This is a genomic window from Caproicibacterium argilliputei (genome assembly GCF_029211325.2).
GTDB classification, from domain to species: domain Bacteria; phylum Bacillota; class Clostridia; order Oscillospirales; family Acutalibacteraceae; genus Caproicibacterium; species Caproicibacterium argilliputei.
Genome location: NZ_CP135996.1, coordinates 2141109 through 2167085 on the forward strand (window position 1 = coordinate 2141109; position 25977 = coordinate 2167085).

Genomic DNA, 25977 nt, shown 5'->3' on the forward strand with positions numbered 1-25977 from the left:
AACCCTACCGCCCTTGAAAGGGCGGGCGGAACTTTTGATGAAAGGTAACAAAGCGCTGACTTTACCCTGACACAGACTGAAAAAGAAGCGGGAGCACACTCCGGGAACTTCAGCACACCGCCTGCGGGGGCTTCCCCGCAGCCTGCAGCTGCTCTACTACTTTCTGTGCATCCGCATCTGTAATTTTCCCGTTTCCAAAAGCAACCAAACCACGCAGCGGCATATACCGCAGCATGGATTCCATCATCTGCGCCGTGCTCTCACCCAGACAATCCGCATTTCCGGAATCGGCCGACATCATACCATACGCTTCTATCAGCGGACGAACAATTTCTCTGCCTCGGGGCATCTGCAGCACATCTCCGATGGTCGTATCCAGCGTAATCTCCGCCGGTTTCTTCGGCGTTCCCGCCGCAGTCACCTGCACGGTCTGCAGGATGTTTCGGCTCGACTCGCCAAGCTCCAACGTGTAAACGCCCGGCTCCACGCGCCAGTCCTGCAAATCCATATCATAATATGAAAAGGCGCGCTTTCCAAGCCGAAACGTCACGGTTTTGGTCTCGCCGGGCGCAAGCTCTACCTTTTCAAAACCTTTCAACTCATGTACCGGACGGATGACGTCCCCTTTAGGCGGCGCCACATACAGCTGAAGCACTTCCTTGCCGGTGCGCGTGCCGGTATTCGTCACCTCTGCCTGTACCGTCAGCGTATCCGTATCTGTCAGATGGGCTTGACTCAGACGCACGTTGCCGCAGGTAAAAGTGGTATAACTCAGCCCATGTCCAAACGGAAACAACACATCCATTTTTTTGGTGTCATAATACCGGTAACCGACAAAGACACCTTCCCGGTACTCGGTTTTGTCCCCCTCACCGTGATAATACAAATAAGACGGATTGTCCTCCAGCTTCCGTGGGAAAGTTTCCGCCAGATGTCCGCTTGGATTAACGTCGCCGAACAGAATGTCCAGAACTGCGCCGCCCACAGCCTGACCGGCCAGATAAGCTTCCAGTACAGCCTTCACATGGTCAAGCCACGGCATTTCCACCGGCGCACCATTATGCAGAATCACAACCATATTCGGATTGACCGCCGCTACGGCTTCAATCAGCGCGGTCTGGTTTTCCGGCAGGCGCATATGGGTACGGTCGTAGCCTTCCGACTCATAGGCATCCGGCAGACCGGCAAAAATGACCGCTGTGTCTGCCGCTTTGGCTGCCTGCACCGCCTCTTCCTGCATCTGCGCGCAAACACAGTCCTCTTGGGTACGGTACCCCTGCGCATAAACCGTCTGCGGGTAAGCCGATGGATTCTGCTGAACCAGCTCCCATGCGGCGTCCACCCGGCTGCAGTTGATGTGGGAGCTGCCGCCGCCCTGAAAGCGCGGCTTCTGGGCAAACTCGCCGATAAATGCAAGCTTCGCCTTGCGGTTCAGCGGCAGAAGTGCATCTTCATTTTTGAGCAGAACCATGCACTGCCCCGCCGCTTCCCGTGCGGTTTGGTGATCTTTTTCACGGTCAAAAACCGCTGTGGAATCGCGGTGCGCTTCAAACCGCTGTACCTGTGTCAGAATGCGCTCGACCGCCCGGTCAAGCACCTCTTCCTGCAGGGTGCCATCCTGCACCGCCTGTACGATTTTTTTGTCATTCATGCCGAATGAAGTCGGCATTTCCAAATCCAGACCTGCCTGCAGGTCGGGCACACGGTCATTCACCGCACCCCAGTCACTGACCACAAAGCCGTCAAATCCCCACTCGCCGCGCAGAATGTCCGTCAGCGCGCGGCGGTTCTGAGCAGCATATACACCGTTAATCCGATTGTAAGAGCACATCACCGTCCACGGTTTCGACTGCCGCACCGCTGTTTCAAAAGCCGCCAGATAAATCTCCCGCGCGGTGCGCTCGTCCATTTCGGAGCTGGAGCTCATGCGGCGGTGCTCCTGACTGTTGGCAAAAAAGTGCTTGATGCTGGTGCCAACGTGCCTACTTTGCACACCGGCAATCTGGTTGGCTGCCAATTCGGAAGCCAGGTATGGGTCTTCCGAGTAATACTCAAAGTTGCGCCCACAAAGTGGGGAGCGCTTGATGTTCACCGCTGGGCCGAGAATCACGCCGACGCCCTCAGCCTGACACTCATTGCCCAGTGTTTCCCCAATATGCCGCAAAAGCGAGCGGTCAAAGGAAGCTGCTGCTGCACAGCCTGCCGGAAAGCAGACGGCCTTGATGCTTTCGTTGATGCCCAAATGGTCTGCCTGCAGATCCTGCTTGCGCAGACCGTGGGGGCCGTCGCTCACCATCATAGAGGGGACGCCGAGCCGCGGCACCGCCTTGGTGTGCCAGAAGTCTGCGCCGGAGCACAAACCCGCCTTTTCTTCCAGTGTCATTTCGCGAATCTGTTCTTTTATGGTCACGCTCTTTTTCTTCCTTTCCGGAATATTATTTCATCCTAACAAAAATGATATTTTCAGTCTAATATTTTCAGATGAAATATGCAAGAGGGTTCCTGACAAATTCAACAAAAGTTCACACCTGCGGCGGACCTCCGTACAGCACCGGTTTGGTCAGGATGCAAATAAAGGCAGATTTGCTTCCTTTTGACCGTGCAGTGTTCGTATGGCGGCGGGCTGTTTCTCTGACAGCACCACGCCAAAATGGGACGCCAAAAACTTTTTGCGGCTGACGTCAACCTCCATAAACTGTACGGATTCGTCTGTGAGCGAAGCTTTCAGCTGCATCACAGCCTCCAGACTGCCGGTGCGAGCAGGGTCCCAAAACGCCAGCACCACCGGTTTTTCAGACGGCATTAAAATCTGTTCAAAGTCGTTCATTTCTTCAATATACCGTTCAGCGGCGGTCGCGGCGGTCGCACCATCGGCTGCTGCCGTTGTAATCTGCCGCAAATACTTTTCCCGCACATCTCCCGCTGCAAACACACCGCCCACGGTGGTTTCCATCCGGTCATTTGTCACAATCCATCCCTGCCGGTTCAGCGGAAGACTGTCCTGCAAAAAGCCGGTCGCCGGAATCATGCCGACAAAAAAGAAAACACCGTTGCAGGGATATTTATAGACGCTGCCTGTGCGGCTGTCCCGTATGGTCACACCGGTTACATGGTCACTGCCTTCAACGCGCACCACTGTACTGTTCCAAAGAAACTCCATCTTAGGGTGTGCAAGTGCCTTTTCCGCTGACTGGCGGTTGCAGTCCAGAACTCCCTGCTCATGCAACACCACAACGGTGACACGACTCGCGTATTTTGTAAGGAACAAACCTTCCTCAATCGCCTGGTCGCCGCTGCCCACCACAACCACATGCTGGTCCTGAAAAAACGCCGCGTCACAGGTTGCACAGTAGGCAACTCCCTGCCCGGTCAGCTCGCGCTCCCCCGGAATGCCGAGGATACGGGCAGAAGTACCCGTTGCCAGAATGACCGCTTTCGCGGTGAAGGACGCCGGAACATCTGCCGCCAAGGACTGGCTCATCCGCAGCCTGCTGCGAATTGCCGGAGAATTGGAACAGCAGCTGGCGCAATACTGGAACCGTTTTGAGCCGGAAATTTCCGGAACCATGTCCGAAAAGCTCTATTACTAAGCGGCTGCTTCAGCCGCATCAAAAAAGGTGTCCGCGCAGCCGCAGGCTGTTTGGACGCCCTTTTTTGATGCGTTTCGGTTCAGTTCTTCAGTTCGTGAATCAAATTTACCATTTCCACGGCATCCGCCGCGCACGCAAAGCCTTTGTTGCCCGCTTTGGTTCCCGCGCGCTCAACCGCCTGCTCAATATTTTCTGTGGTAAGCACACCGAACAGGACCGGCACGCCGGTCGCCAGCGACACCTGCGCAATGCCTTTGGACATCTCATTGCAGACATACTCGTAGTGGCTCGTGCTGCCGCGGATGACCGCGCCCAGGCAAATGACCGCGTCATAGCGCCCGCTTTCCGCCAACTTGGATGCAATCAGCGGCAGCTCAAACGCGCCCGGCACCCACGCCACGTCGATGTGCTCCTCAGCAACCCCGCGGCGGCGCAAGCCGTCCAGCGCGCCGTCCAAAAGTTTTGTGGTAATCAGTTCATTAAAGCGGGCAACGGCAATGCCGATTCTGGCGCCCTGCGCGACCAGAGTTCCTTCATAAATACGCATATTCTTTCTCCTTTTTCAGTAGTGTAACAGATGACCCATTTTTTCCTGCTTGGTTTTCAAGTAAAACAAATCGTCTGCTGTGGCGGGCACCTCAAGCGGCACCCGTCGGGCAATCGTGACGCCGCAGGCAGAAAGCTGCCGCACCTTGTCCGGATTGTTTGTCAGCAGGCGCACGCTTTTTACCCCCAAATCGCGCAAAATCTGCGCACCGACCGTATAATCGCGCAGGTCGTCCGCAAAACCGAGCGCCCGGTTGGCCTCAACCGTATCCATGCCGCGGTCCTGCAGGGCATACGCGCGCAGTTTGTTGAGCAAGCCAATGCCGCGCCCCTCCTGCCGCAAGTACAGCAGCACACCGCACCCCTCCTGCTCTATTTGCCGCATAGCGGCGGCAAACTGCTGACCGCAGTCGCAGCGGAGGGAGCCGAAGGCATCGCCGGTCAGGCACTCGGAGTGCACCCTGCACAGCACATTTTCTCCATTGCCAAGCGTTCCCTTCACCAAAGCAACATGGTGCTCCCCGTTCAGCTGATTTTGGTAGCCGTAAGCCGTAAACTGCCCGTACCGAGTCGGCAGTTGAACGGCAGCTTCCTGCTTTACAAAGGTTTCGTGTGTTTTGCGGTACGCCTGCAAAGCCCGAATGGTCAGCATTTTCAGGTTCCATTTCTCCGCCAGTTTCTGCAGCTCTGCCTGCCGCATCATGGTGCCGTCCTGCCGCATCACCTCGCAGCACAAACCGCACTCCTGCAAACCCGCAAGGCGCATGAGGTCAACCGTTGCCTCCGTGTGGCCGGCGCGCTCCAGCACACCATGCTCCCGCGCACGCAGCGGAAACAGATGGCCGGGGCGGCGGAAGTCAGACGGCTTTGCCCCCTCGGCGGCGCAGGCACGTGCAGTCACCGCGCGCTCCTGTGCAGAAATACCCGTAGTGGTTGCGGCAAAATCAATGGAAACCGTAAAAGCGGTTTCGTGGTTGTCAGTGTTTTCCGCCACCATCGGCGGCAGCCCCAGCCGGTCACAAAGCGCGCCGCTCATCGGCAGACAAATCAGCCCCTTTGCATAGGTCGCCATGAAATTCACCGTTTCTGTTGCCGCAAACTGTGCGGCACAGATAAAGTCCCCTTCGTTTTCCCGACTTTCATCATCCGTTACCAAGATGATTTTTCCCTGCCGCAAATCCTCCAGTGCCTCTTCTACGGTATGAAACGCGTCCATCAGAATCCCTCCTAAAATCCAAATTTTTTGAGATACGCCTGCGTGACACCGCTTTCCGGTGCCGACAGACCCAGCAGCTTTTCGATGTATTTTCCGACACAGTCCGTTTCCACATTGACCAAATCGCCCGCCCTGCGCTCGCTAAGCGTGGTGCTCGCGGCGGTGTGCGGAATGACGGAAACCGAAAAAGTTTCGCCGCTGACTTCCGCCACGGTCAGGCTGACGCCATCCACCGTAACGGAACCTTTTTTTACAAGATAGCGCAGAAGCGCCGCGTCACAGCGAATGATGTACCAGACGGCGCTGCCATCCCGGCGCACGGAAAGCACCGTTCCGGTGCCGTCAATGTGTCCGGCAACCAGGTGCCCGCCCAAACGCCCGCCCACTGGCAGGGCACGCTCCAAATTCACGCGGCTGCCACGGTGCAGCCGCCCCAGTGCCGTATACAGCAGTGTTTCATGCACCACGTCCGCCGTGAAGCCGTCCGGGCGGCGCTCTGTCACCGTCAGGCACACGCCGTTGACTGCCACGCTGTCCCCCAGCTGCAGCTCGTCCGGCACCTTTGCCGCGCAAACGGACAATGCCAGCGACGCTGCACCGTGCCGGATTTCCTGCACGGTGCCAACCTCCTCAATTATGCCGGTAAACACGGAATCACCCGGCTTTCTAGCAGCAAATCATCCCCCAGCGGTGTCACTTCCGATACCGTCAGGCGATATGCATCCTGCACGGTGGAAACGCCGCTGCCGCCCACCGGCCCTTTGGCAGCTGCGCCGCCAAACAGCTTCGGCGCAAGGTACGCCTGCACCTTTTGCACAATGCCGCTCTGCAGCGCAGACCAGTTGAGCGCCGCACCGCCCTCCAGCAGGACACTGTCAATCTGCCGCCGCCCCAGTTCCTGCATCAGGGCACAAAGATTCACGTGACCCGCCTGCTCCGGCAGGGGCAGCACCTCGCAGCCCGCTTCCAGATACGGCTGGCGATGCGCTTCCGCTGTGCTGCCGCACACCAAAAGGGTGCGCACCTCTTTGGCTGTGCGCACCACCTGCGCAGTGAGCGGCGTGCGCAGGTGCGTATCACAAATCACACGAATCGGACTGCGTCCGCCCGGCAGGCGGCAGGTCAGCAGCGGATCGTCTGCCAGCACCGTACCCACACCTGCCAAAACCGCCGTGTACCGGCTGCGGTCCTGCTGCACTCGCAGCCGCGCCTCCCTGCCGGTAATCCACTTGGAAAATCCGGCAGCTGTGGCGATTTTTCCGTCCAACGTCATGGCGTACTTCATCACAACAAACGGAGTTCGGCTCTGGATGTAGTGCAGGAATACTTCATTGAGCCGGTCGCACGCCGCCTGCAGAACGTGTTCCGTCACCGCCACGCTGTGTTCCCGCAAAATGCGGATTCCCCTGCCCGCCACCAGCGGATTGGGGTCGCCGGAACCGACCACCACCCGCGCAATGCCGCTTTCCAGAATCGCATCCGTACACGGGGGTGTTTTTCCCCAGTGACAGCACGGTTCTAGTGTGACATACAGCGTCGCGCCGCGCGGCGATTCCCGACAGTCCGCCAGCGCCTGCCGCTCCGCGTGCGGGCCGCCGAACTGCCGGTGGTACCCGCTGCCAATGACACGGTCGTCCTTAACCACCACGGCGCCGACCATCGGGTTGGGGCTGACGCGCCCGCAGCCCTTTTGGGCAAGCTCCAGTGCCAGGCGCATATACGTTTCGTCCGTCATAAAAAACCTCCCATACAGAAAAAATCCCCTGAATCCGAATACTTCAGGGGATCTGTTCCAAGCGGAGCCGCGGCGGTTTTCCTGTATGGAAATATAACAAAAAGTCCTGAAACGACAAAGAACATCATTTCAGGACAGAAAATACAGGTATTAAAACGCAGCAGAACTGCTTCTGCAATCTTCTTTCATTCAGACTGTAACTGCCGGCCCCGGAATTACACCGGATCATGCCTTACGGCTCGTGGGCTTTACCACCGATAGGGACTTTCACCCTGCCCCGAAGATTCTTATTCAATTGCTGTTATTATAGGTGATTTTACAAAACCTGTCAAGCCATTTTTCAGGCTTTGGCGCCAGCAACATCTTGCTTTGCCGACTCCGGCGCTTCGCCGCGCATGGTGCGTGCATAGGAAAATCCGCGGTCATTCTGCCGTTTAACCGGTGTCAGTTCAAAGTACACCACGGCGTTTTCCTGCAGGGAAAGCTGCAGGAAAAGCTCCGCGTTTTCTGCAAACTTCTGCTCGGTAGCGAGAAACGGTACAGCCGCCTGCCGCAGCAGCGTGTTCTGGGCTTCGGAGGGGCTGGCCGGTTCGCCCATGTCGTGCCACATTTTCAGCGGATTGCAGGTTGTTTCATCCACCGTTTTGGTCAGCAGGCACCATTCCTCCGCGCGGTCCGCCGGCAGCCGGAACTGCAGGGAAAGCGCGCGTCCGGTGCGGTACAGTGAAAGGTTCCACGCCACGCCGCAGTATCGGCCGTCTGCCTTTTTCACAATGACCGCATCGTCCGAACGGTGCACGCACGTGCCCTGCAAATCTTTGTAAAACCGGAAAGTCCAGAAAGTCGGCTTGGGAATGCAGCCGTTCGCAACCAAACCGAAACCGCCGTGGAAGGGGGTAAACGGCACACCGGATTCCTCAAAAATATCGCCGAACGTCCAGTAAGAGTAGGTTTCGTTGTCGTCGCCCAAACGGGAAAGCTGCTGGGCAATGTAAGCGGCATTCTGGTTGGTGTCGTGCAGCGGCGTTCTGGGATTATACGAGGTATTAAACTCCGTTACATGAATCGGCAGACCACGGTACTGCGGGAAGCTGTCCGTGATTTCGCGGGTGGTATGCAGATTGGCAAGCCCCGCATCCGGCTCGTTCAGCTTCGCATAGCCGCAGTGACCCACAAACTCCGGCTGGTCAATGGTATAGTGATGGCGTGAAATGAAATCCACCGGAATCTTCTTATCGCTGCAGAACTCCAGAAAAGCGCGAATCCAGATTTCGTCGGTACCGCCGCAGCACGCCGGGCCACCCACCTGAAAGCGCGCGTCCACTTCCTTGACAGCGGCAAAGGTGCGCTCGAACAGATGAAAATATTCCTTCTGGTCGGCATCCTTCCAGAATCCGGCAAGGTTCGGCTCGTTCCAAACCTCCACCGGCCATGTAACCACTTCATCCGCACCGTAACGCTCCATTAGGTGGCGCAGCGTTGCCTGCACCAGCGCACACCAGGCATTGTAGCTTTTGGGCGGAGTTACGTTCCCGTTCCAATAAAACACGGTCTGCTCACCGGACGCCAGTGCCTTCGGCATAAAGCCAAGTTCCAAAAACGGCCGCAGTCCTACTTTTCGATAGCTGTCCATCACCATATCCAAATAGGTGAAATTGTACTCCGGCACCACGTTGCCGTTTTCATCCTTGTACTCCTGGTAAATCGCCATGTCCTCACAGAAAAGGCCATGGCCGCGGATGTGCTTGAACCCGATTTCGCGCTGTACCAGCGCCAGCTGGTCCTGATATTCCTTTTGCAGCGCCAGACCCATACGTCCGGTACCCACGCATTCGTCTGCGCCGTTGTGAAACGGCACCGTATCTGCCGGAAGGATCCGGTAACTTTTGCTTTCCTGCATCCTAAAAAAACACTCCGTTCTCCACTTTTTCTTGACCGCTGTGCGGCCGGGTGGTATACTGACTGAAATTGACCGATTCTTCTTTTATGTAAGGAAGTCTGCCACATGAATCATATCCGCTACATCGGCTACAGTGCGGTGCATACTGAAAACTTCATCTTCGACGTTCCCGGCGGGCACGACTGCTGGCTGCTGCTGCTGACACACACGCCGGCGCTGTTCTTTGTGGACGGCACCCTGCGGGAATACCCCGCCAAGTGCGCGGTGCTGTTTGCACCACGGCAAAAAATCTACTACCGCGCCTGCGGCAGCACATACGAAAACGACTGGATCCGCTTTGACTCTACGGAAACGTACGTTTCCACTCTGCCGGTGCAGGGGCGGCCGTTTTTGCTGCCGGACCCCGAATACTGCCACAGCCTGTTTCAGCTGCTGACGTGGGAGCACACCATGCCCGGGCTGAACAGCGAACGAACCGTAGACCAGCTGCTGCGTGTGCTGTTTACCAAGCTGCTGGAAGCCTGTTCGCTGAAGTCTTCGTTTCCGCACTACCACAGCCTGCTTTTGATGCGCAAAGAGATTTACAACCATCCGCAGGGCGACTGGACGGTTCCCCGCATGGCAGAACAGCTGCACCTCAGCTCCGGATACCTGCAGGTGCTGTACAAAAAAATCTTCGGTACTTCCTGCATGGAGGATGTCATTGACGGGCGCATCCGCATGGCGGAAGACCAGCTTCTGTACACAGACAAACCCGTTTCAGAAGTGGCAGAGCAGTGCGGCTACAGCAACCTGGAGCATTTCTGCCGGCAGTTCAAAAAAACAGCTGGGCTTTCTCCCACCGCGTTCCGCAAGCAGGCGGATGCTTCGGAACAAACCTTCCTGTACCATGATATACAACTTGCGCCGCCGGCACAATGATGTATCCCCACGCATTTTTGACGGATTCTTCTTTTCGCAGAAAGACCGGCAGCAGGGCACCCCGCCGCCGGTCTTTCTTTCACAGGAAAAGCACACATCAACAAACGCTTCGCAGAACCGCTGCAGCCACAATGGCACACACCACCAGTGCGGTCGCAGCCATGGAAATCAGAAAAACTTTGAGGGCGGCGTGTTCAGTCACTTCAGCATCCTCCTTTGCAGGCATCCCTTTCTTCTTTATCTTTATTGTAGTCCTGCAGGACGGCGGCTGTGTTTCGTTTGGGTTAAATGCTCATTAAATTTCGATGTTTGTTCCATTGCCCGTTTGAGGGCGGTCACACGGCGTTTTTCTGCTGCGTGTCCGCCCTTTTTTGCGCAGTTTTGCCGTTTTCCGCCTGCCGCTGCCGCGGAAAATAGAGAAATATTTTTAGAATTTTCAAACATAAAGTTCGCAATTTGTATTTTCTTTATGTTTATTACGCCTATTTTCAAATTATATCTTTATATATTTTGCTGAATGATGGACTTTTTCGCACTATAGATATATAATGAATCATATCACGAATAAACTGGCTTTTTTATATCTGCTTATTTGGGCATGATTATGATTTTTAGGAGGTTCTAACATGAAGGCAACTCACAAAAACAAGGAACGGGAGGGTGCAGGCATCCTGACCAAACTGCTGGCCGTACTGCTGACACCGGTCGCTGCATCCGTGGTGATCATGCTGCTGCTCGTTTTTAACAGCACCAGCAACATTCTGCTTTCCCGCAGTGAAACCATTTTGAGTAAGAGCAGCGAAAGTGTCACCAATGAAACCAGCGGATGGATTCAGAAAAACCTGACCGCTTTGGATGCGGAGCGGTCTGCACTGGAGTATGTGAATCCCAAAAACGGCGCGGAAACTCTGCGCTTTCTGAAACACACCACAAACCGCTATGACACCTTCAAAAACGGCATTTACATGGGTCTGCCAACCGGCGCGTTGGTGGATCCTACCTACACGCCGCCTGCCGGTTACGACGCACGCGAGCGTTCTTGGTACAAAACCGGCATTAACACAGACAAGTTTACCCTTGGGCCCGTTTACATGGACGCAAGCACAAAAAAGTACATTGTCAGCGCCTCTGCATCCTTAACGGGAGCGAACGGCGCAAAGGCAGGTGTGCTTGCCGCTGACATTTCTCTGGACTCCATTACAGGAATCGTCAAGGACATTACCATTGAAAAAACCGGCGGCGTTTCGTTAATTGACGCCAACACCAACATGGTCATCGGCTCCAAAAACAGTTCTGTGGTCGGTAAAACACTGGATAAAGAGTCGAACGGCCTTTACCAGTTTGCCGCCAGTAAAGTCAAACAGGGCACGCAGGGCATTTTCCTATATGAAAACGGCAGCAGCAGTATGTACATCGACCTGCAGAAAATTTCGGGCAGCAACTGGATTGCGCTTTCCTATGTACCGAAAAGTGAAATTTTAAGCGCAATGAGCTCCCTCACAAGTTCCCTGCTGATTATGGCGATTGTCACCATCTTGGTTCTGGGCGCACTCATCACGTTCTCGATTAACCGCATGGTCAATAAACCCGTCAAAGCACTGGACGGTGTTGCCAAACGAATTGCAGACGGCCATTTGGACGAGCAAATCACGTTCCACTCCCGCGATGAATTCGGCACTTTGGCAGATAATTTCAGCAAAACCGTAACCCGCCTGCGTGATTACGTCAACTACATTGATGAAATCGCGGATATACTCAACGAAATCGCCGCGAACAATCTGAATTATCAGCTCAAGTACAACTATGAAGGCGAATTTGCCAAAGTCAAAGCCGCCCTGCAGCACATTTCCGCTTCTCTGAGCGAAACCATCGGTGCCATCCGGCAGTCTGCCGACCAGGTTGCCGCCGGTTCTGACCAAGTTGCCGCCGGTGCACAGTCCCTGAGCCAAGGTGCAACGGAGCAGGCCTCCTCTGTTGAGGAGCTTGCCGCAACCATCGACGAAGTTTCCAAACAGGTCAGCGAGAACGCCGACAAAGCCACACAGGCCAACACCGGCATGGAAACGGTGGAGCAGCAGCTATTGGAAAGCAACAGCCAGATGCAGGAGATGGTTCGTGCCATGGGCGACATTACAACCAGCTCCGACCAAATCAGCAAAATCATCAAAACCATCGAGGACATCGCGTTCCAGACAAACATCCTCGCGCTGAATGCCGCAGTCGAAGCGGCACGCGCCGGCGAAGCAGGCAAGGGCTTCTCCGTTGTCGCTGATGAGGTACGCAACCTCGCCGGCAAGTCTGCGGACGCCTCCAAGAGCACTTCTGAATTGATTGAACGTTCGCTGCAGGCAGTCAAACGCGGCTCCAACATTGCAGATGAAACCGCGCAGTCGCTTCTGACCGCCGTTGACGGCACAAAGGCGATTGCTTCCGGTATCAATCAGATCGCAGAAAATTCGAACCGCCAGTCTGATTCCATCGCGCAGATTACGCAGGGTATCGACCAGATTTCCAGTGTTGTGCAGACGACCTCCGCCACCTCGGAGGAATCCGCCGCCGCTTCCGAAGAACTCTCCGGGCAGGCACAGATGCTGAAAAAATTGGTAGAGCAGTTCCGCCTCAAGGAGGACGCCGAAGCGGCTGCCGCACCGGCCGCTTTCGCACAAGCGGCTCCACCGGCACCTGCCGCCCCGCACACTGCCTGCATCAACAGTAGCGACAGCGGCAAATACAGCTTCTAAAGCAAACAAAAATGCCAGAAAAAGACGGACAAATCGGAAGCACGGTCTTCCGGTTTTGCCCGTCTTTTTTGCACTCAAAAAATCTTTCTTACAGTCTGCGGAACACAGGAATGCAGTCCATTGGCGTTTCGCATGAAATACGCCGGCCGCCTTCGTATTTCTGCCCGTCAGACAGCGCCTGCCACTGCCCCGCCGGCAGGTAAACATTTCTGGAGGTCTGATCCGGATACAGAACCGGCGCCACCAGGTAGGAAGAGCCGAACATATACTGGTCACACAGCTCCCAGCAGACCTTGTCCTGCGGAAATTCGTAAAACATCGTACGCATCATCGGTGCGCCGGTTTCGTGCGCTTCCTGCGAAAGCTTAAGGAGATACGGCTTGAGTTCCAGACGAATCTGCAGGTACTTTTTCATGATGGAGAAGGCTTTCTCCCCGTAGCTCCACAGTTCGTTCGGCTGGCCGGTGTACAGGTATCCGCCGCCATAGTCTTTGTCGCTCAGCGGCGGAATATTGTGCGGTTCCCGGTCGCCGTGCATCCGCAGAACCGGACAGAACACCGCAAATTGGAACCAGCGCAGCAGCAGCTGCACAAACGCCGGGTCACTGCCGTCGCCGTCCATAAAGCCGCCGATGTCGGAAGTCCACCACGGAATGCCCGCCAAGCCGATATTCAAGCCTGCCGTAACCTGGTCGCGGAACGCCTCAAAGGTACTGGGAACATCACCGGACCACACCAGTGCCGCGTACTTCTGGCTGCCTGCCCAAGCGCTGCGCACCAGATTGACAAAATCGGCTTGTCCGGTGCTTTTCTGACCGTCAAAAAAAGCCTTGGTGTACAGCAGTGGATAAACGTTGCTGACTTTCAGCGCCGGCCCGAGGTAATAGCGGTAGTTGGAAAAATCGTACACAGAGTAATCCGGTTCCGCATTGTCCAACCAGAAAAAGTCGATGCCGTACTGAACATAATTTTCGCGGCAGACGTCCCAGATGAAGTCCCGCGCCTCCGGATTCATCGCATCAAAGGTGACACAATCGCCGTTAAAGTCGTAGGTCTGTATAGTGCCGTGCTCTGTGGTGACCAGCAACCCGCGCTCATACATTTCGGCAAAGTGGCTGCATTTGCGGTCTACCGACGGCCAAACCGAAACCATCACCTTGGTGCCCATTGCGTGCAGTTCGTCCGTCATAGCTTTGGGGTCGGGCCAGTATTCCGGGTCAAACCCCCAGTCTCCCTGCCGAATCCAGTGGAAGAAATCAATGACAATGACATCCAGTGGAATGCCGAGTTCTTTGTACTTTCTGGCAACGGACAAAACCTCTTCCTGTGTGCGGTAGCGCAGCTTGCACTGCCAAAGTCCCATGATGTTTTCCGGCAGCAGCGGCGCGCGGCCGGTCACTTCCGTGTAATTTTTCAGGATCGCCGCCGGTGTGTCGTCCGCTGTCATCCAGTAGTCCATCTGGTCGGTCATTTCCGCAACCCACTCGGTGCAGTTTTTGCCGAACGATACCCGCCCAACCGCCGGATTATTCCACAGAAAGCCATAGCCCAAACTAGAAACAGCAAACGGCACTGTCACCTGTGAGTTCCGCTGCGCCAGCTCCAGCATACAACCTTTTAAATTAAGATAGGGCTGCTGATACTGCCCCATGCCGAAAATCTTTTCACCGTCGTTGCTTTCAAAACGGACGTGCAGCTGATACTCCCCGGCGACAATCGGCACAAACTCGCGGGCAATGATTTTCGTGCACTTACTTTCGCGGCTGATGGTGCCGCCATAGCAGTGGAAAAACTCCTGCAGAATCTGCCGGTCGCCGCTGTAAAACGTAATGACACCGGCAAAGTTGACGCAGGCGCGCAGCGTTCCGTTTTGAATAACCGCCTGCTCCTGTGAAATGGTCACCTGCGGTTCTGACGCGGGCGGCGCGCCCAGCGCCCAGTCCCGGCTGCTGAAGCGTCCGAATTTTGCACAGCGCACCCGCAGCGCATTTTTGCCCCACGCCTCAATGCGCAGCGTTTCTCCCTGCTTGGTAAAAACAAGCGCATGATTTTCTTCTGAGAAAGACATGATTGCACCCCAATCCTTTTTACAGTATACTGATACTATACTGATTTTTCGCAAGGGATTCTTGAAGAAAATTGACGACTCTTAACACAATCCTGACCTTTGCAAGGAGGAAACCGCCGCATGAATCCGGATATCCTGAAAGAAAAAATTCCGCACGGTGACGCACTGTTTCCGTTGATGGTTCATATCATTGACACCGACACCCGCCTGCGCGAACGGCTGGTCTGCCACTGGCACGAGGAAGTGGAGCTGCTGGTAGTGACGGCAGGCAGCGCCGCTTTCCGCATTGACGCGCGCAGCTATCCCGTCCAAGCAGGCGATGCGCTGTTTGTCAACTCCAACTGCCTGCACGCAGCCACCACAGCAGAAAACAAGCCCTTTCGCTTTTTCGCTGTGGTGTTTCAGCCTGTGGTTCTGGGCAGCTGCGTGGAGGACGGTATTTCCCAAAAATACGTTGCGCCGGTATTGGATGGGCGCACCTGCTTTCCCGAACACATCCGGCCGGACACCGTGTGGGGGCAGCAGGTCTGTTCGCTGCTGGAACAAATCCGTGACGCTTATGTACAGCAGGAAAAAGCGTTTGATCTGCTAATTAAAGCAAAGCTGCAGGAACTGTGGTACCTGCTGTACTTGCACGCGGAAACTGTACAGGAACCATCCGCCGCACAGTGCGACTATCGCGTGGCGCGCATGAAGGCGATTTTAAGCTATCTGCAGCGGCACTATCGCCAAAAGATCACCCTGCCGGAACTGGCAACTGCCTTTCAAATGAGTGAGGGGCAGTTCTGCCGTTTTTTCAAGTCCATGATGAAAATGTCCGCTGTGGAGTATCTCAACGCCTGCCGCATCCGAGAAAGCGGACTGCTGCTGCAGGAAACTGACAAGGAAATCGGCGAAATCGCCGGGCTTTCCGGTTTTAACAACATCAGCTACTTTAACAAAGTGTTTCGGCGGTATATGCACTGCTCCCCCTCTGCCTTTCGGCGGGAACACGCGGAAAAGGAAGAAAACGTAAAACAGGCATAAAAAAAGCGCGCCTGCGCGCGCTGAAAATAACTGCTTGTCCCTTTTACAGACGACCAAACGCATAAAAATGCTGCCGCCAGTACGCGGTGTCAATCGACGTATACTGCACCGGATTTCCGGCGTGAATCATGGTGTTGCTGCCGGCGTAAATGCCGACGTGTGTCACCGTTTCTCCGCAGTCATAGGTGCCGGTAAAGAAAATGATATCGCCCGGCCGCGCTTCCGACACGGAAATCGGCGTGCATTGGTCATAAATTCCCTGCGCCGTTGTTCGCGGAAGATTATGTACACCGGAATGGGTGAAAACCCAGCAGACAAAGCTGCTGCAGTCAAACGCACTTGGGCCATTGGCACCCATCACATACGGGGTTCCCAAATGTTTTTCCGCTTCCGCAATCAAGCTGGAGAAGGAGCCGGAACTGGACTGCGAGGCGGAGGAGCCGATGGAGGAAAGGCTGCTGCCGCTGTCTGTGGAACTGCTGTCAGACGCAGACTGGCTGGAACTTTCTGATGATTGCTCCGCACGGCTGGCAGCCGCTGCCGCCTGCTGCTGCTTTTTCTGCTGCTCCTGTTTCTGCGTCCAGGCATCTATTGCCGAGGCAATTTTGGCAGCCTGCACATCCAGTGAGGCATTCTGGTCCTGCAGGTTCACTTCCTGCTGCCCCAGTTCTTTTAAAAACTGATTCGTTTCCGTAAGTGCCGCCGCAAGCTCCTGCTGCTTGCCTGCCACACTGCTTTGAATCTCCTCCGCCTGCGTGCGCTTCTGTCGGATGGTTTCCTGTGCTTGCTGCACCGCCGCCTTGTCGGCTTTCAACCGGTTGATCAGCGCGGTGTCGTGCTTCGCAACCATCTGCAGGGCTTCCGACTTATCCGAAAGGTCAGAAAGCGTCTGTGAAGAAAGCAGAATCTGCAGGTTACGCGCCTCGCCGGACATATACAAAGCGCGCAGGCGTTCTTTGAGCAGTTGGTTGTCCGCATCAATCTGCTTCTGCTTTTCGGTGATTTCATTCTGCGCCTTCTGCATTTGCAAATCCAAACTGGTAATCTGGTTGCTGCAGTCATTGATTTGCTCCTCAATAACCGCAAGCTGTGACTGCAGCGCCGCGCCGTAAGCTTCTTTTTTACTTTGGTCATTTCGCAGGGACGCCAGCTTTTGCTGGTTTTCCTGCTGCAGCTGCGCATACTGTGCCTGCTTCTCTTTCAGCGTATTCACGTCGTCCTCTGCAAAAGCAGGCGCCAAAACCGACACAGCCGCAAAAAGCACCGCAAAGAGCGTCAAAGCTGCCCGCTTTGCCGCCGTTTTCTTCTGCTTCACGCACATCTCCCTTTCCCATTTTTCCTATTTCCGCCGCACGCCGCAAACAACTCATTTTTCCGCCACAATTTTCTTTTATTGTACTACTGATCGACAGAATTGTCCACACGGGATTCTGCAGAATCCGGCATTTTTCGCGCGTATAGCAGACTGTTTTGCTGCGCTGCTGCAGGCAGTCATTTGCTCCACCTTTTTCGTTTTTGCAGTTTCTCTAAAGCCGTGCGGCAGTCTTCATCGCCCTGTTCCGCCCCTAACCGGTACCAGCGAACCGCCTCGTCCAAATCTTTCGGAACGCCGGTTCCTTTTTCATATAAAAAACCGATACTGGAAGCCGCAAATGCATAGCCGCCGCGGAACGCCTGCTGGTACAGCTGCATCGCCTTTTCCGGATTCCGCTCCACGCCTTCGCCGGTTTCGTAGCAGTCGCCCAATTCGTTAAACGCACACAGATTTCCCTGCTCTGCGGCAAGCTGGTACAGCTGCGCTGCCTGCTGCAAATCCTTTTTCACGCCGCGGCCGTACCGATACGCATGACCCAGATGATACAGCGCCGTATCGCTGCCTTTATCTGCCGCCAAGCGGTACAGGCGGAGCGCTTCCTGCTGATCCCGCGCAACACCGAAGCCGTTTTCATAAAGGAAACCTAAATGAACGCAGGCGGAAACTTCACCCTGACGCACGGCAAGTCGGTACCATTTGACGGCTTCGTCGTAGTTCTGCGCCACACCGATTCCATGGTGGTAGCAGTTACCGGTGTCAAACTGCCCGATGGCATAGCCCTGCTCTGCCGCACTGCGATACAGTTGAAATGCTTTTTCCGAATTTTTCGGAACGCCGCGGCCGGTTTCATAAAAGTAGCCCAAGTCCACCTGTGACGGCGCATACCCCTGTTCGGCGGAAATTTGATAGTGCTTCGCCGCCTCAGCATCGTCCTTTGCCACGCCGTGACCAAACTCATAGCATTTGCCGAGATTGTGAAGGGCTCGAACATAGTTCTGCTCTGCCGCCCGCGTAAACCACTGCATTGCTTCCGAAAAGCTTTGCTCCACCAAATCGCCGTAAAAGAAGCAATCGCCAAGCCGATTCTGCGCCGGCGCGTACCCCTGCTCAGCGGACTGCCGATACAGCTGCACAGCCCTTTCGCCGTTTTTCTCAACACCGAAGCCGTTTTCAAAGCATTCCCCCAGCAGAAACTGCGCACGCGGATACGCCTGCTCCGCCGCCTGCGTGAACCACTTCGCGGCCTCTTCATTCTTTTCTTCGGTACCAATACCGTTGTAATAACAGAAGCCCAAACCGCACTGCGCCGGTACATATCCCTGCTCAGCGGATTGCCGGTACAGCACGAATGCCTGCTCTGCATTTTGCTCCGTACCAACACCGTGCTCCAGACACCACGCCAAGTCATACTGCCCCTGCGGGCTCTGCTGCGCCGCCTTTCGGAAACATTCCACCGCCTGCTCCGGATTTCGCGCGGTGCCGCTGCCGTTCAGCAGGCACTCGCCCAGCAGGCTTTGAGCACGCGCATATCCGTGCTCTGCCGCTTGTGCAAACCACCGTACCGCTTCGGTGTCGTCTGCTGCCGTACCAATGCCGTTTGCATAGCAGATTCCCAGGCTGCACTGAGCCAGAACATACTGCTGTTCTGCAGACTGTCGGTACAGCGCGAATGCCTGCTCTGCATTTTGCTCCGTACCAACACCGTGCTCCAAACACCACGCCAGGTCATACTGCCCCTGCGGGTGCTGCTGCACCGCCGCTTTGCGGAAGTATTCCACCGCTTTTTCAAAGTTCCGCTCAATGCCGCGGCCGTTCAGCAGGCACTCGCCCAGCAGACTCTCCGCGTGGGCGTGCTCCTGCTTTGCCGCCAGCGTAAACCAGCGCACTGCTTCGGCGTCGTCTTCTTCGGTGCCAACCCCGTAATAATAACAGCCCCCCACGCTGCACAGACCCGGCGCGTATCCCTGCGCGGCGGACTGCCGGTACATCTCCAGCGCTTTTTTCGGATCTGCTTCAGTTCCGTACGCAAATTCATAGCATTCGCCCAAAAGGTACTGTGCAGAAGCTTCTTTCTGCCCGGCGCCCTTGGTCAGCCAGAAAAAAGCCTGTTTGTCGCTCTGCTCTACTTTTTCTCCCTGCAAAAACAGGAATCCCAGACGGCTTTGCGCCGAAGGAAAGCCCCCTTCGGCAGCCAGACGGTACAGTTCAACAGCTTTCACCGGATTTTGCTCTGTGCCGTACCCGTTATCATAGCATTCGCCCAGCAGAAATTGCGCCCGCGCGTATTCCTGTTTTGCAGACTTAGAGAACCAATATACCGCCTGCGCGTCGTCAGCCTCCACCGCGATGCCGTGATAGTAAAAGAAACCCAGATTGCACTGTGCCGGCGCAAACCCCTGCTCGGCCGACAGCAAATATTCCTGCGCCGCCTGCTCCTGATCCTGCACAATGCCTGCACCCAGTTCCAAATGCCAACCGTACAGGCACTGTGCCGGTGCAAAGCCCTGCTCCGCTGCCTCTTGATAGTACTGAATTGCCAATGCGTTGTCCTGTTCCACGCCAAAGCCATTTTCATAGCAGAGACCCAGATAATACTGGGCGGTCACGTGCCCCTGCTCGGCCGCTCGGCGAAACCAATATGCCGCCTGGGAAAAGTCCCGCTTTCCACCATCACCAGTATAGCAGCGGACTGCCAGTTCGTACTGTGCCTGCAGGTCGCTGCCCTCCGCACGCGCTGTCAGTTCCTGCAGAGCCTCCCGCCGGCGATTCAAAAGGGCGGCTGCTTCGGCAACCAGTTTCGGGTTCAGAAAGAACACGGTTGCCGCATCGTTTGGACCAGCATCCTTATCAGGATGCATATCCTTTTCATTCATGTTGAAACCGGCTCCTTTCCGGCGGCAAAACGCCGCTGTATTTTTTCGGTTATATCACACAGTATCGCATAAATTCAGGGGTCTGTCACGCAAGTTCTTCCACTATTTTTGTTACCGCAAACTTTCGGTACAGAAACAGCCGCAGGGCTCGGCGGCACCTGCGGCTGTTCGTCAAAACCGAAATACAGAAAATCTTCGGTTCACACGGGTTCAGTATTTATCTGTCCGGTCGGGCTGGTTAAAATCCACCTGCGGTGCTGCTGCCTGCGGCATCTGGGATGGCTGTGCCTCGGCGGTTTGTTCCCGCAAATGAAATTTACTGACAATAGATTTCAACATCTGTGCCTGCCCCGAAAGTTCCTCACTTGCCGCGGAACTTTCCTCTGCTGTTGCGGAGTTGGTTTGCACCACAGCAGAAACCTGCTCCACACCGGTAGTGACCTGCTCAATCTCTGCGGCCTGCTGCTGTGATGCAGTGGAAATTTGCCGAACGCCGCCGGAAACTTCCTGTACGCTTTCATCCACCGCGGCAAGCGCCTGTGCGGTTTGTTCTGCAATCTTGGAGCCATCACCAATCTGCTGGATGGTGCTTTGAATCAATTCCGTAGTATTTTTGGCGGCTTGCGCACTCTTGCCTGCCAAATTGCGCACTTCGTCTGCCACAACAGCGAAGCCCTTGCCCGCCTCACCGGCGCGGGCTGCCTCTACAGCCGCATTCAGCGCAAGGATATTGGTCTGGAAAGCGATGGAATCAATGGTCTTGATAATGCTGCTGATCTGTTGAGAGGAAGTGTGGATGCGCTCCATTGCAGCAACCATTTCCTGCATACTGGCATTGCTGCGTTCCAGTTCTTCGCGGACGCGCTCCATGTTCTGATTAGCGTTCGCCGCATTCGCCGCATTTGCTTTCACATGACTGGAAATATCCGTAATGGTTGCGGAGAGTTCCTCCAGTGTACTGGCCTGCTCTGTGGCGCCCTGCGCCAGTGCCTGCGCGCCGCTTGCCACCTGGCCGGAACCACCCGCAACTTCGTCTGCAGAAACCGAAATTTCCGAAAAACGTCCGTTGAGAGCGTCCAGAATCTCCTGAAGTGCCTTTTTAATCGGTGCAAAATCGCCCAGATACTCCAGTTTGACCGAAGCGCACAAATCGCCCTCGGAAATTTTGCCAAGCACCTCGGAAATCTCCTGTATATACTTCCGCAGTCCTGCGGCAGTCCTTTGGGTCACCGAAGCAAGCTCGCCCAACTCATCCTGGGTGGTAACCCGGATGGCTGTATCCAGCTTGCCGCGCCCCATGTCCTGCGTCAGCGTGACAACGTCCCGAATCGGTGACAGAGACTTTCGCAGCAGGCGGACAATGAACACCGCCACGATGGCTGTACCCGCCGCGCCAAGCAGCGCGACCAGCAGTGTGGTAACCAAAACTTCTTGCAGCGCCTCACTGCGGTACACACTGAATGTGCTGGTCCACGAATTTTCCAGACCACTGATTTGCAGCAGCTTGGTCACGCGGTAAACCTGACTGTCCGCAACGCTGTCCGTATATTTCTTACCGGTTTTCGTCTTATCTGCCGTATCGTTTACGCAAATGGAATTGCCGGTCAGGATGTAGCTGTGGGCAGTCTGGAATTTGCCGACGTTATAGGTCAGCTGGTTCAGCGTACTGGTTTTGATGTCCGTATTGGCAACGCCCAAAAACTTGCCGCTCGCGTTCAGAATCGGATTGCTGATGGTTATCAGCCAGACTGTTTCACCGTTGGACAATTTATAGGAATATGGCTCGGTGATATGCGCCTTTTTCGTCTGCTTGGTGGTTGCATAGTAGTCCGCCTTTTCATAATCGCTGTAATCGTTGTTGACATCCATTTTTTTGGAGCTGCCGTCTTTGTATTCATAATAAGACAGACCGTTTGGAGTTTTTGCAAACATGGCGTTCGGCTCAAACGCCACATAGGCGGAAAAGATGCGGTCATCCTCCGAAAGCTTTTTGAGGCTGGCACGCAGCAGCGTGTCCTTTTTCTGGTCGTCCAGCACATCGATGCGCGAAACCTCATTTGCCAGGGAGCTGGACATGGTTTGCATGGCGTTTAAGTAGGTTGTAACCGTATATGCGTTATTTTCCGCAAGGTAGTCGATTTTTTCTTCCACAGACTGCTTCGTGGCGGCAGACTGCCGCACCGCCAGAACCGCGCACATGATAAACACGCACACCACCACTGCGGAAACCACCCGCAGTGGAATCTGAAACAGCAGGCTTTTGCGTCGGTTGTTTTGAGAACCCTTTTTCATATCCTTTCCCGCCCCTTTGCTCGCTCATTTTCCCGGTATCTGTACACTTTCATTTATAAAAATAGTAGCATTATCAGTATGAAAAGTCAATACATTTAGTGAGAATCTCATTTTTTATTTTACAATTTTCATTTAAAATTTACTTAATACGAATTTAATGCATAAAGTCAAACACTGCATCAGGACTCTGCTTTCCCGTCCCACAAAAATCCTCCTTTCCTCTAATTTTGACGGTACTTATCTTTGCGGTTCCAAAAGACAGGCAAAAGAATTTTTCTGGTTTTTCTTTCCGTAATTCTGCAAAAGAAAAAGGCGGGCACTGCGCCCGCCTTTTGTGTTTCCGCTGGATTATTCGGTTTTATCGGCTTGTGCGTCATCGTAGTCATTGGCGGCATGGAAGCGGTCAATCACCCAGAACGCCAGCCCCATGAGCATCGCCACGCACGCGCCCAGCGACATCCCGGACAGCTTCACTTGGTCCATCTGCACAAACGCGCCGGAAAGGCCGGTCACCAACACCACGCTGGTCATGGCAAGGTTGCGCGAGCGGCTGTAATCCACCTTCTGCTCCACCAGCAGCCGAATGCCGGAGGTGGCAATCATGCCGTACAGCAAAAAGCTGACGCCGCCCATGACCGGGTCGGGAATCTGCTGAATCAGCGCAGAAACTTTCCCGAAAAAGGCAATGACGATGGAAATGACCGCCGTGCCGCCGATGACCCACACGCTGTACACGCCGGTCATCGCCATGACGCCGATGTTTTCGCCGTAAGTCGTGGTGGGCACAGAGCCAACCAAACCGGAAAGCATGGTGGAAAGGCCATCGCCCATGAGGGTGCGGTGCAGACCGGGGTTTTTCACCAGGTCGCGGCCGACGATTTTGCCGGTGACCAGCTGATGCCCAATGTGCTCGGAAACCACCACCAGGGTGGCGGGCAGAATCACGGAAATCGCTTTCCAGTCAAACTTGGCAAGCTGAAACTGCGGCAGCTGGAAAAACGGCGCGGCGCTCACCACGTCCCACCGCACCATGCCCATGGCGGCGGAGGCAGCGTAGCCGACTGCGATGGCAATTAAAATTGGAATCACAGCAAGGAATTTTTTGAATAAAACGGAACCGAAAACTGCCACGCAGAGCGTCAGCAGGAACACGAACACCTGCCTGCCGTCAATCTGCTGGTACTGGTCGTGCAGCACCAGACCGCCCATCTGCGCGGCGTTGCCGGCAAGCTCCAGTCCGATGAGCATGATGACGGCGCCCATCGCGGCAGGCGGCAGAATGACATCAATCCACTTCGTGCCGCACAGCTTAATGACCAGAGCGACCACACAGAACAAAGCGCCGGTCACCACGAAGCCGCCCAGCGCGTAAGCATAGCCGAGTCCAGTGGCGGCAATGACCGCCTGTGCCGCAGCGATGTACGCGAAGCTGGAGCCTAAGTAAGCCGGTGCTTTTCCTTTTGTAGCGAGGATGTAAATCAGCGTGCCCACGCCGTTCATAAACAGAACAACCGCGGGGTTGATGCCCAACAGATTCGGAACCAAAACCGAAGCGCTGAACATCGCGAACAAATGCTGCAGACTAAGAGGAACAGCCTGGTGCAAAGGCGGCTTTTCCTCCACTTGAATCACGTGTTTTTTCATGCGGGTACCTACTCTCTTAAAATTCGGCAAATACAGACCATTTGCAATTATACCGCAGCGTCTGTTCAAATTCAACCGAAAAATACAGTTTCTTTCGGCAAGCGCACCGCCCGCGAAAAAAGCCGCCGGTCAGCCCTGCGTGTGCTCCTGTTCTGCCAAATCATTCAGATATACCCACCGGTCACTCTTCGCGTCCAGCTGCCGCCGGAGTTCCTCCAACTGCTGCGAAAGCTCCAACAGCTTTGCATAATCGCTTGCAGCGTCCTGCACTGCTTTTTCTTTCTGCCGCACCTTTTCCTCCAGCTCGGCGAGTTCGCCGTCGATGTGCTGCAGCTCATACTGTTCCCGAAAAGTCAGCTTCTGCAGTTTTGGCTGCGGCGCGGCGGGAGCCTTTTTTGGTTTGGGAGCCGCCGGTTTTTCCGGCGCGGCGGCGGGCCGCTGCTCCAGATAGTCCGCAAAGCCGCCGTTGTAGGGAACCACCGTGCCACCGTCAGTCACATCAAAAATGGTATGGACAACTTTGTCCAAAAAGTAGCGGTCATGCGACACAGCAAGCACCGCGCCGGAAAACGAGGAAAGGTAATCCTCCAAAATCGAAAGCGTTTCGATGTCTAAGTCGTTGGTGGGTTCGTCCAGCAGCAGGATGTTCGGCGCTTCAATCAGAACGCTGAGCAGGTACAGCCGCCGCCGCTCCCCGCCGCTGAGCCTGCCGATTTCCGTATACTGCAGTTCAGGCGGAAACAGGAAGCGTTCCAACATTTGCGCCGCGGAAAACGTACCCTCGGCAGTTTTGACCTCGCTCGCGATTTCGCTGATAAAATCGTAAACTCGCTTGGCAGGGTCAAGCTCGCGCCCCTCCTGCGTGAAGTAGCCGACTTTCACGGTTGTACCAATGGAAACGGTGCCTGTATCCGGCTGCACCGTGCCAGCAATCAGGTTCATCAGTGTGGACTTGCCCGCGCCGTTGCGGCCGATGATGCCAATGCGGTCGCTGCACTTAATCAGATAGGAAAAGTCACTGACCACGCACTTCCCGTCAAAGGACTTGGAAACACCGGAAAGCTCAATGAGCTTTTTGCCCAGCCTGCTGGACAGCGTCATCATCTGCACGCGCTCTTCCGCCACGGGAGCCTCCTGTGCCTGCACCGCGCTGTACTTTTCCATTCTGCCGCGGCTTTTGGTACCGCGCGCTTTGGCGCCGCGCATAATCCACTGGTACTCCCGGCGCAGAAACGCCTGCCGCTTGCGCTCGCTCGCCTGCGCCATGTCCTGCCGCTGCGCCCGCAGCTGCAGGTAGCGGGAATAGTTGGCTTCATACATATACAGGCTGCCGCGCGAAAGTTCTGTAATGCGGCTGACCACGCGCTCCAGAAAATAACGGTCATGCGTAACCATCAGCAAGCCGCCGGAAAAGCGGGTCAGGCGCTCCTCCAGCCAAAGAACCATCTCACTGTCCAGGTGGTTGGTTGGTTCGTCCAGAATCAGGATGTCCGCCGGACTGCTCAGCACGGCAGCCAGTGCCACGCGCTTGCGCTGACCGCCGGACAGCGTACCAACCTGCGCACCGAAATCCGCCATGCCCAGTTTGGTCAGCGCAGATTTGACTTCGTATTCGTTTCCCGCAGTGCCGCTGCGGGAGGCAGTCTGCAGCGCCTGCTCCAAAACCGTGCTGCGGTCGTTCATCTCCGGATTCTGCGGCAAAAAGGAAACACAGGCGCCGCGCTGCACGGAAACAGCGCCTGCGTCCGGCGGCTCGATGCCCGCCAGAATCTTCAGCAGGGTGCTTTTTCCGGTTCCGTTAAGACCGATGATGCCGATTTTATCTTTTTCATTTAAATAAAGGGAAGCGTCATTTAGAAGCTGCTTCGTTCCGTAGTTCTTGAAAAGATGCTCTGCAGACAGTAACATGAAATCTCCTTCCGAGCCCGCGTTTTCACCGGCGCAGGCCCGCCCGATTGGGGTTTGCGAAATACTTATTCTTTTTATTATAACAAGCCGCGCGCAGTTACACAACTTTTGCCTGCGGCGAGAAAAGACGACTTCCGCGAAAATTTACAAACTCTTCACAAAAAAGTGCCTCTGAAAATTGACAAACACAGCAAGTGTGCTA

Annotated in this window: 17 protein-coding genes and 1 riboswitch; of the genes, 3 read left to right on the top strand and 14 right to left on the bottom strand. The window is 55.2% G+C overall.

From position 1 onward, the window contains the following. Positions 1-109: 109 nt before the first annotated feature. The 7 genes from PXC00_RS10370 to PXC00_RS10400 all read right to left on the bottom strand — a co-directional run bounded on the left by PXC00_RS10370 (position 110) and on the right by PXC00_RS10400 (position 8987). Complete coding sequence (locus PXC00_RS10370) at positions 110-2383, bottom strand: glycoside hydrolase family 3 C-terminal domain-containing protein (protein ID WP_407654333.1); 2274 nt, start codon at positions 2381-2383, stop codon at positions 110-112. Between the two features lie 177 nt (positions 2384-2560). Next, positions 2561-3481: an NAD(P)/FAD-dependent oxidoreductase gene (locus PXC00_RS10375; RefSeq protein ID WP_275845452.1), complete on the bottom strand. Its 921-nt coding sequence runs from the start codon at positions 3479-3481 to the stop codon at positions 2561-2563. Positions 3482-3669: 188 nt separating this feature from the next. Then, positions 3670-4137, bottom strand: coding sequence for a 6,7-dimethyl-8-ribityllumazine synthase (ribH, locus tag PXC00_RS10380; RefSeq protein ID WP_275845454.1), 468 nt, complete (start codon positions 4135-4137; stop codon positions 3670-3672). Between the two features lie 15 nt (positions 4138-4152). Further along, positions 4153-5352: a bifunctional 3,4-dihydroxy-2-butanone-4-phosphate synthase/GTP cyclohydrolase II gene (locus PXC00_RS10385; protein WP_275845456.1), complete on the bottom strand. Its 1200-nt coding sequence runs from the start codon at positions 5350-5352 to the stop codon at positions 4153-4155. Between the two features lie 11 nt (positions 5353-5363). Continuing rightward, positions 5364-5969: a riboflavin synthase gene (locus PXC00_RS10390; protein ID WP_316934949.1), complete on the bottom strand. Its 606-nt coding sequence runs from the start codon at positions 5967-5969 to the stop codon at positions 5364-5366. 17 nt (positions 5970-5986) lie between these two features. Next, positions 5987-7087, bottom strand: a complete 1101-nt coding sequence (gene ribD / locus PXC00_RS10395; protein ID WP_275845459.1) for a bifunctional diaminohydroxyphosphoribosylaminopyrimidine deaminase/5-amino-6-(5-phosphoribosylamino)uracil reductase RibD — start codon at positions 7085-7087, stop codon at positions 5987-5989. A gap of 173 nt (positions 7088-7260) precedes the next feature. Then, positions 7261-7376, bottom strand: a riboswitch (FMN riboswitch). 51 nt (positions 7377-7427) lie between these two features. Further along, on the bottom strand, positions 7428-8987 hold the full coding sequence (locus PXC00_RS10400; RefSeq protein WP_275845460.1) for a GH39 family glycosyl hydrolase: 1560 nt from the start codon (positions 8985-8987) through the stop codon (positions 7428-7430). A gap of 105 nt (positions 8988-9092) precedes the next feature. Here PXC00_RS10400 and PXC00_RS10405 point away from each other — a divergent pair, with 105 nt between their 5' ends. Then, a complete protein-coding gene (locus PXC00_RS10405) occupies positions 9093-9908 on the top strand; it encodes a helix-turn-helix transcriptional regulator (protein ID WP_275845461.1) in 816 nt (271 codons plus the stop codon). Positions 9909-10151: 243 nt separating this feature from the next. Here the strand turns inward: PXC00_RS10405 and PXC00_RS10410 are convergent, their stop codons facing one another. Then, the gene (locus PXC00_RS10410; protein WP_275845463.1) at positions 10152-10400 is read right to left on the bottom strand and encodes a hypothetical protein; all 249 of its coding nucleotides are present in this window, start codon (positions 10398-10400) and stop codon (positions 10152-10154) included. Between the two features lie 134 nt (positions 10401-10534). On the opposite strand from PXC00_RS10410, the gene PXC00_RS10415 reads away from it, so the two are divergent. Further along, positions 10535-12649 (top strand): methyl-accepting chemotaxis protein, encoded by a 2115-nt coding sequence (locus tag PXC00_RS10415; protein ID WP_275845465.1) that lies wholly within the window; start codon positions 10535-10537, stop codon positions 12647-12649. An 88-nt stretch (positions 12650-12737) separates the two neighbouring features. Here PXC00_RS10415 and PXC00_RS10420 read toward each other — a convergent pair whose 3' ends face one another. Further along, positions 12738-14717 carry a glycoside hydrolase family 31 protein gene (locus PXC00_RS10420; protein ID WP_275845467.1) on the bottom strand — a complete coding sequence of 660 codons (1980 nt, stop codon included), beginning with the start codon at positions 14715-14717 and terminating at the stop codon, positions 12738-12740. Between the two features lie 120 nt (positions 14718-14837). On the opposite strand from PXC00_RS10420, the gene PXC00_RS10425 reads away from it, so the two are divergent. Then, complete coding sequence (locus tag PXC00_RS10425) at positions 14838-15743, top strand: AraC family transcriptional regulator (protein ID WP_275845469.1); 906 nt, start codon at positions 14838-14840, stop codon at positions 15741-15743. A gap of 43 nt (positions 15744-15786) precedes the next feature. Here the strand turns inward: PXC00_RS10425 and PXC00_RS14195 are convergent, their stop codons facing one another. From PXC00_RS14195 to PXC00_RS10450, 5 genes are all read right to left on the bottom strand, one after another. Continuing rightward, positions 15787-17058 (bottom strand): C40 family peptidase, encoded by a 1272-nt coding sequence (locus PXC00_RS14195; protein ID WP_456064452.1) that lies wholly within the window; start codon positions 17056-17058, stop codon positions 15787-15789. Positions 17059-17234: 176 nt separating this feature from the next. Beyond that, positions 17235-19931, bottom strand: a complete 2697-nt coding sequence (locus PXC00_RS10435; RefSeq protein ID WP_275845471.1) for an SEL1-like repeat protein — start codon at positions 19929-19931, stop codon at positions 17235-17237. 210 nt (positions 19932-20141) lie between these two features. Continuing rightward, positions 20142-22223 carry a methyl-accepting chemotaxis protein gene (locus PXC00_RS10440; protein WP_275845473.1) on the bottom strand — a complete coding sequence of 694 codons (2082 nt, stop codon included), beginning with the start codon at positions 22221-22223 and terminating at the stop codon, positions 20142-20144. A gap of 348 nt (positions 22224-22571) precedes the next feature. Further along, positions 22572-23867 (bottom strand): uracil permease, encoded by a 1296-nt coding sequence (uraA, locus tag PXC00_RS10445; RefSeq protein WP_275845475.1) that lies wholly within the window; start codon positions 23865-23867, stop codon positions 22572-22574. Positions 23868-23996: 129 nt separating this feature from the next. Beyond that, positions 23997-25775, bottom strand: a complete 1779-nt coding sequence (locus PXC00_RS10450; RefSeq protein WP_275845476.1) for an ABC-F family ATP-binding cassette domain-containing protein — start codon at positions 25773-25775, stop codon at positions 23997-23999. Between the last annotated feature and the right edge of the window lie 202 nt (positions 25776-25977).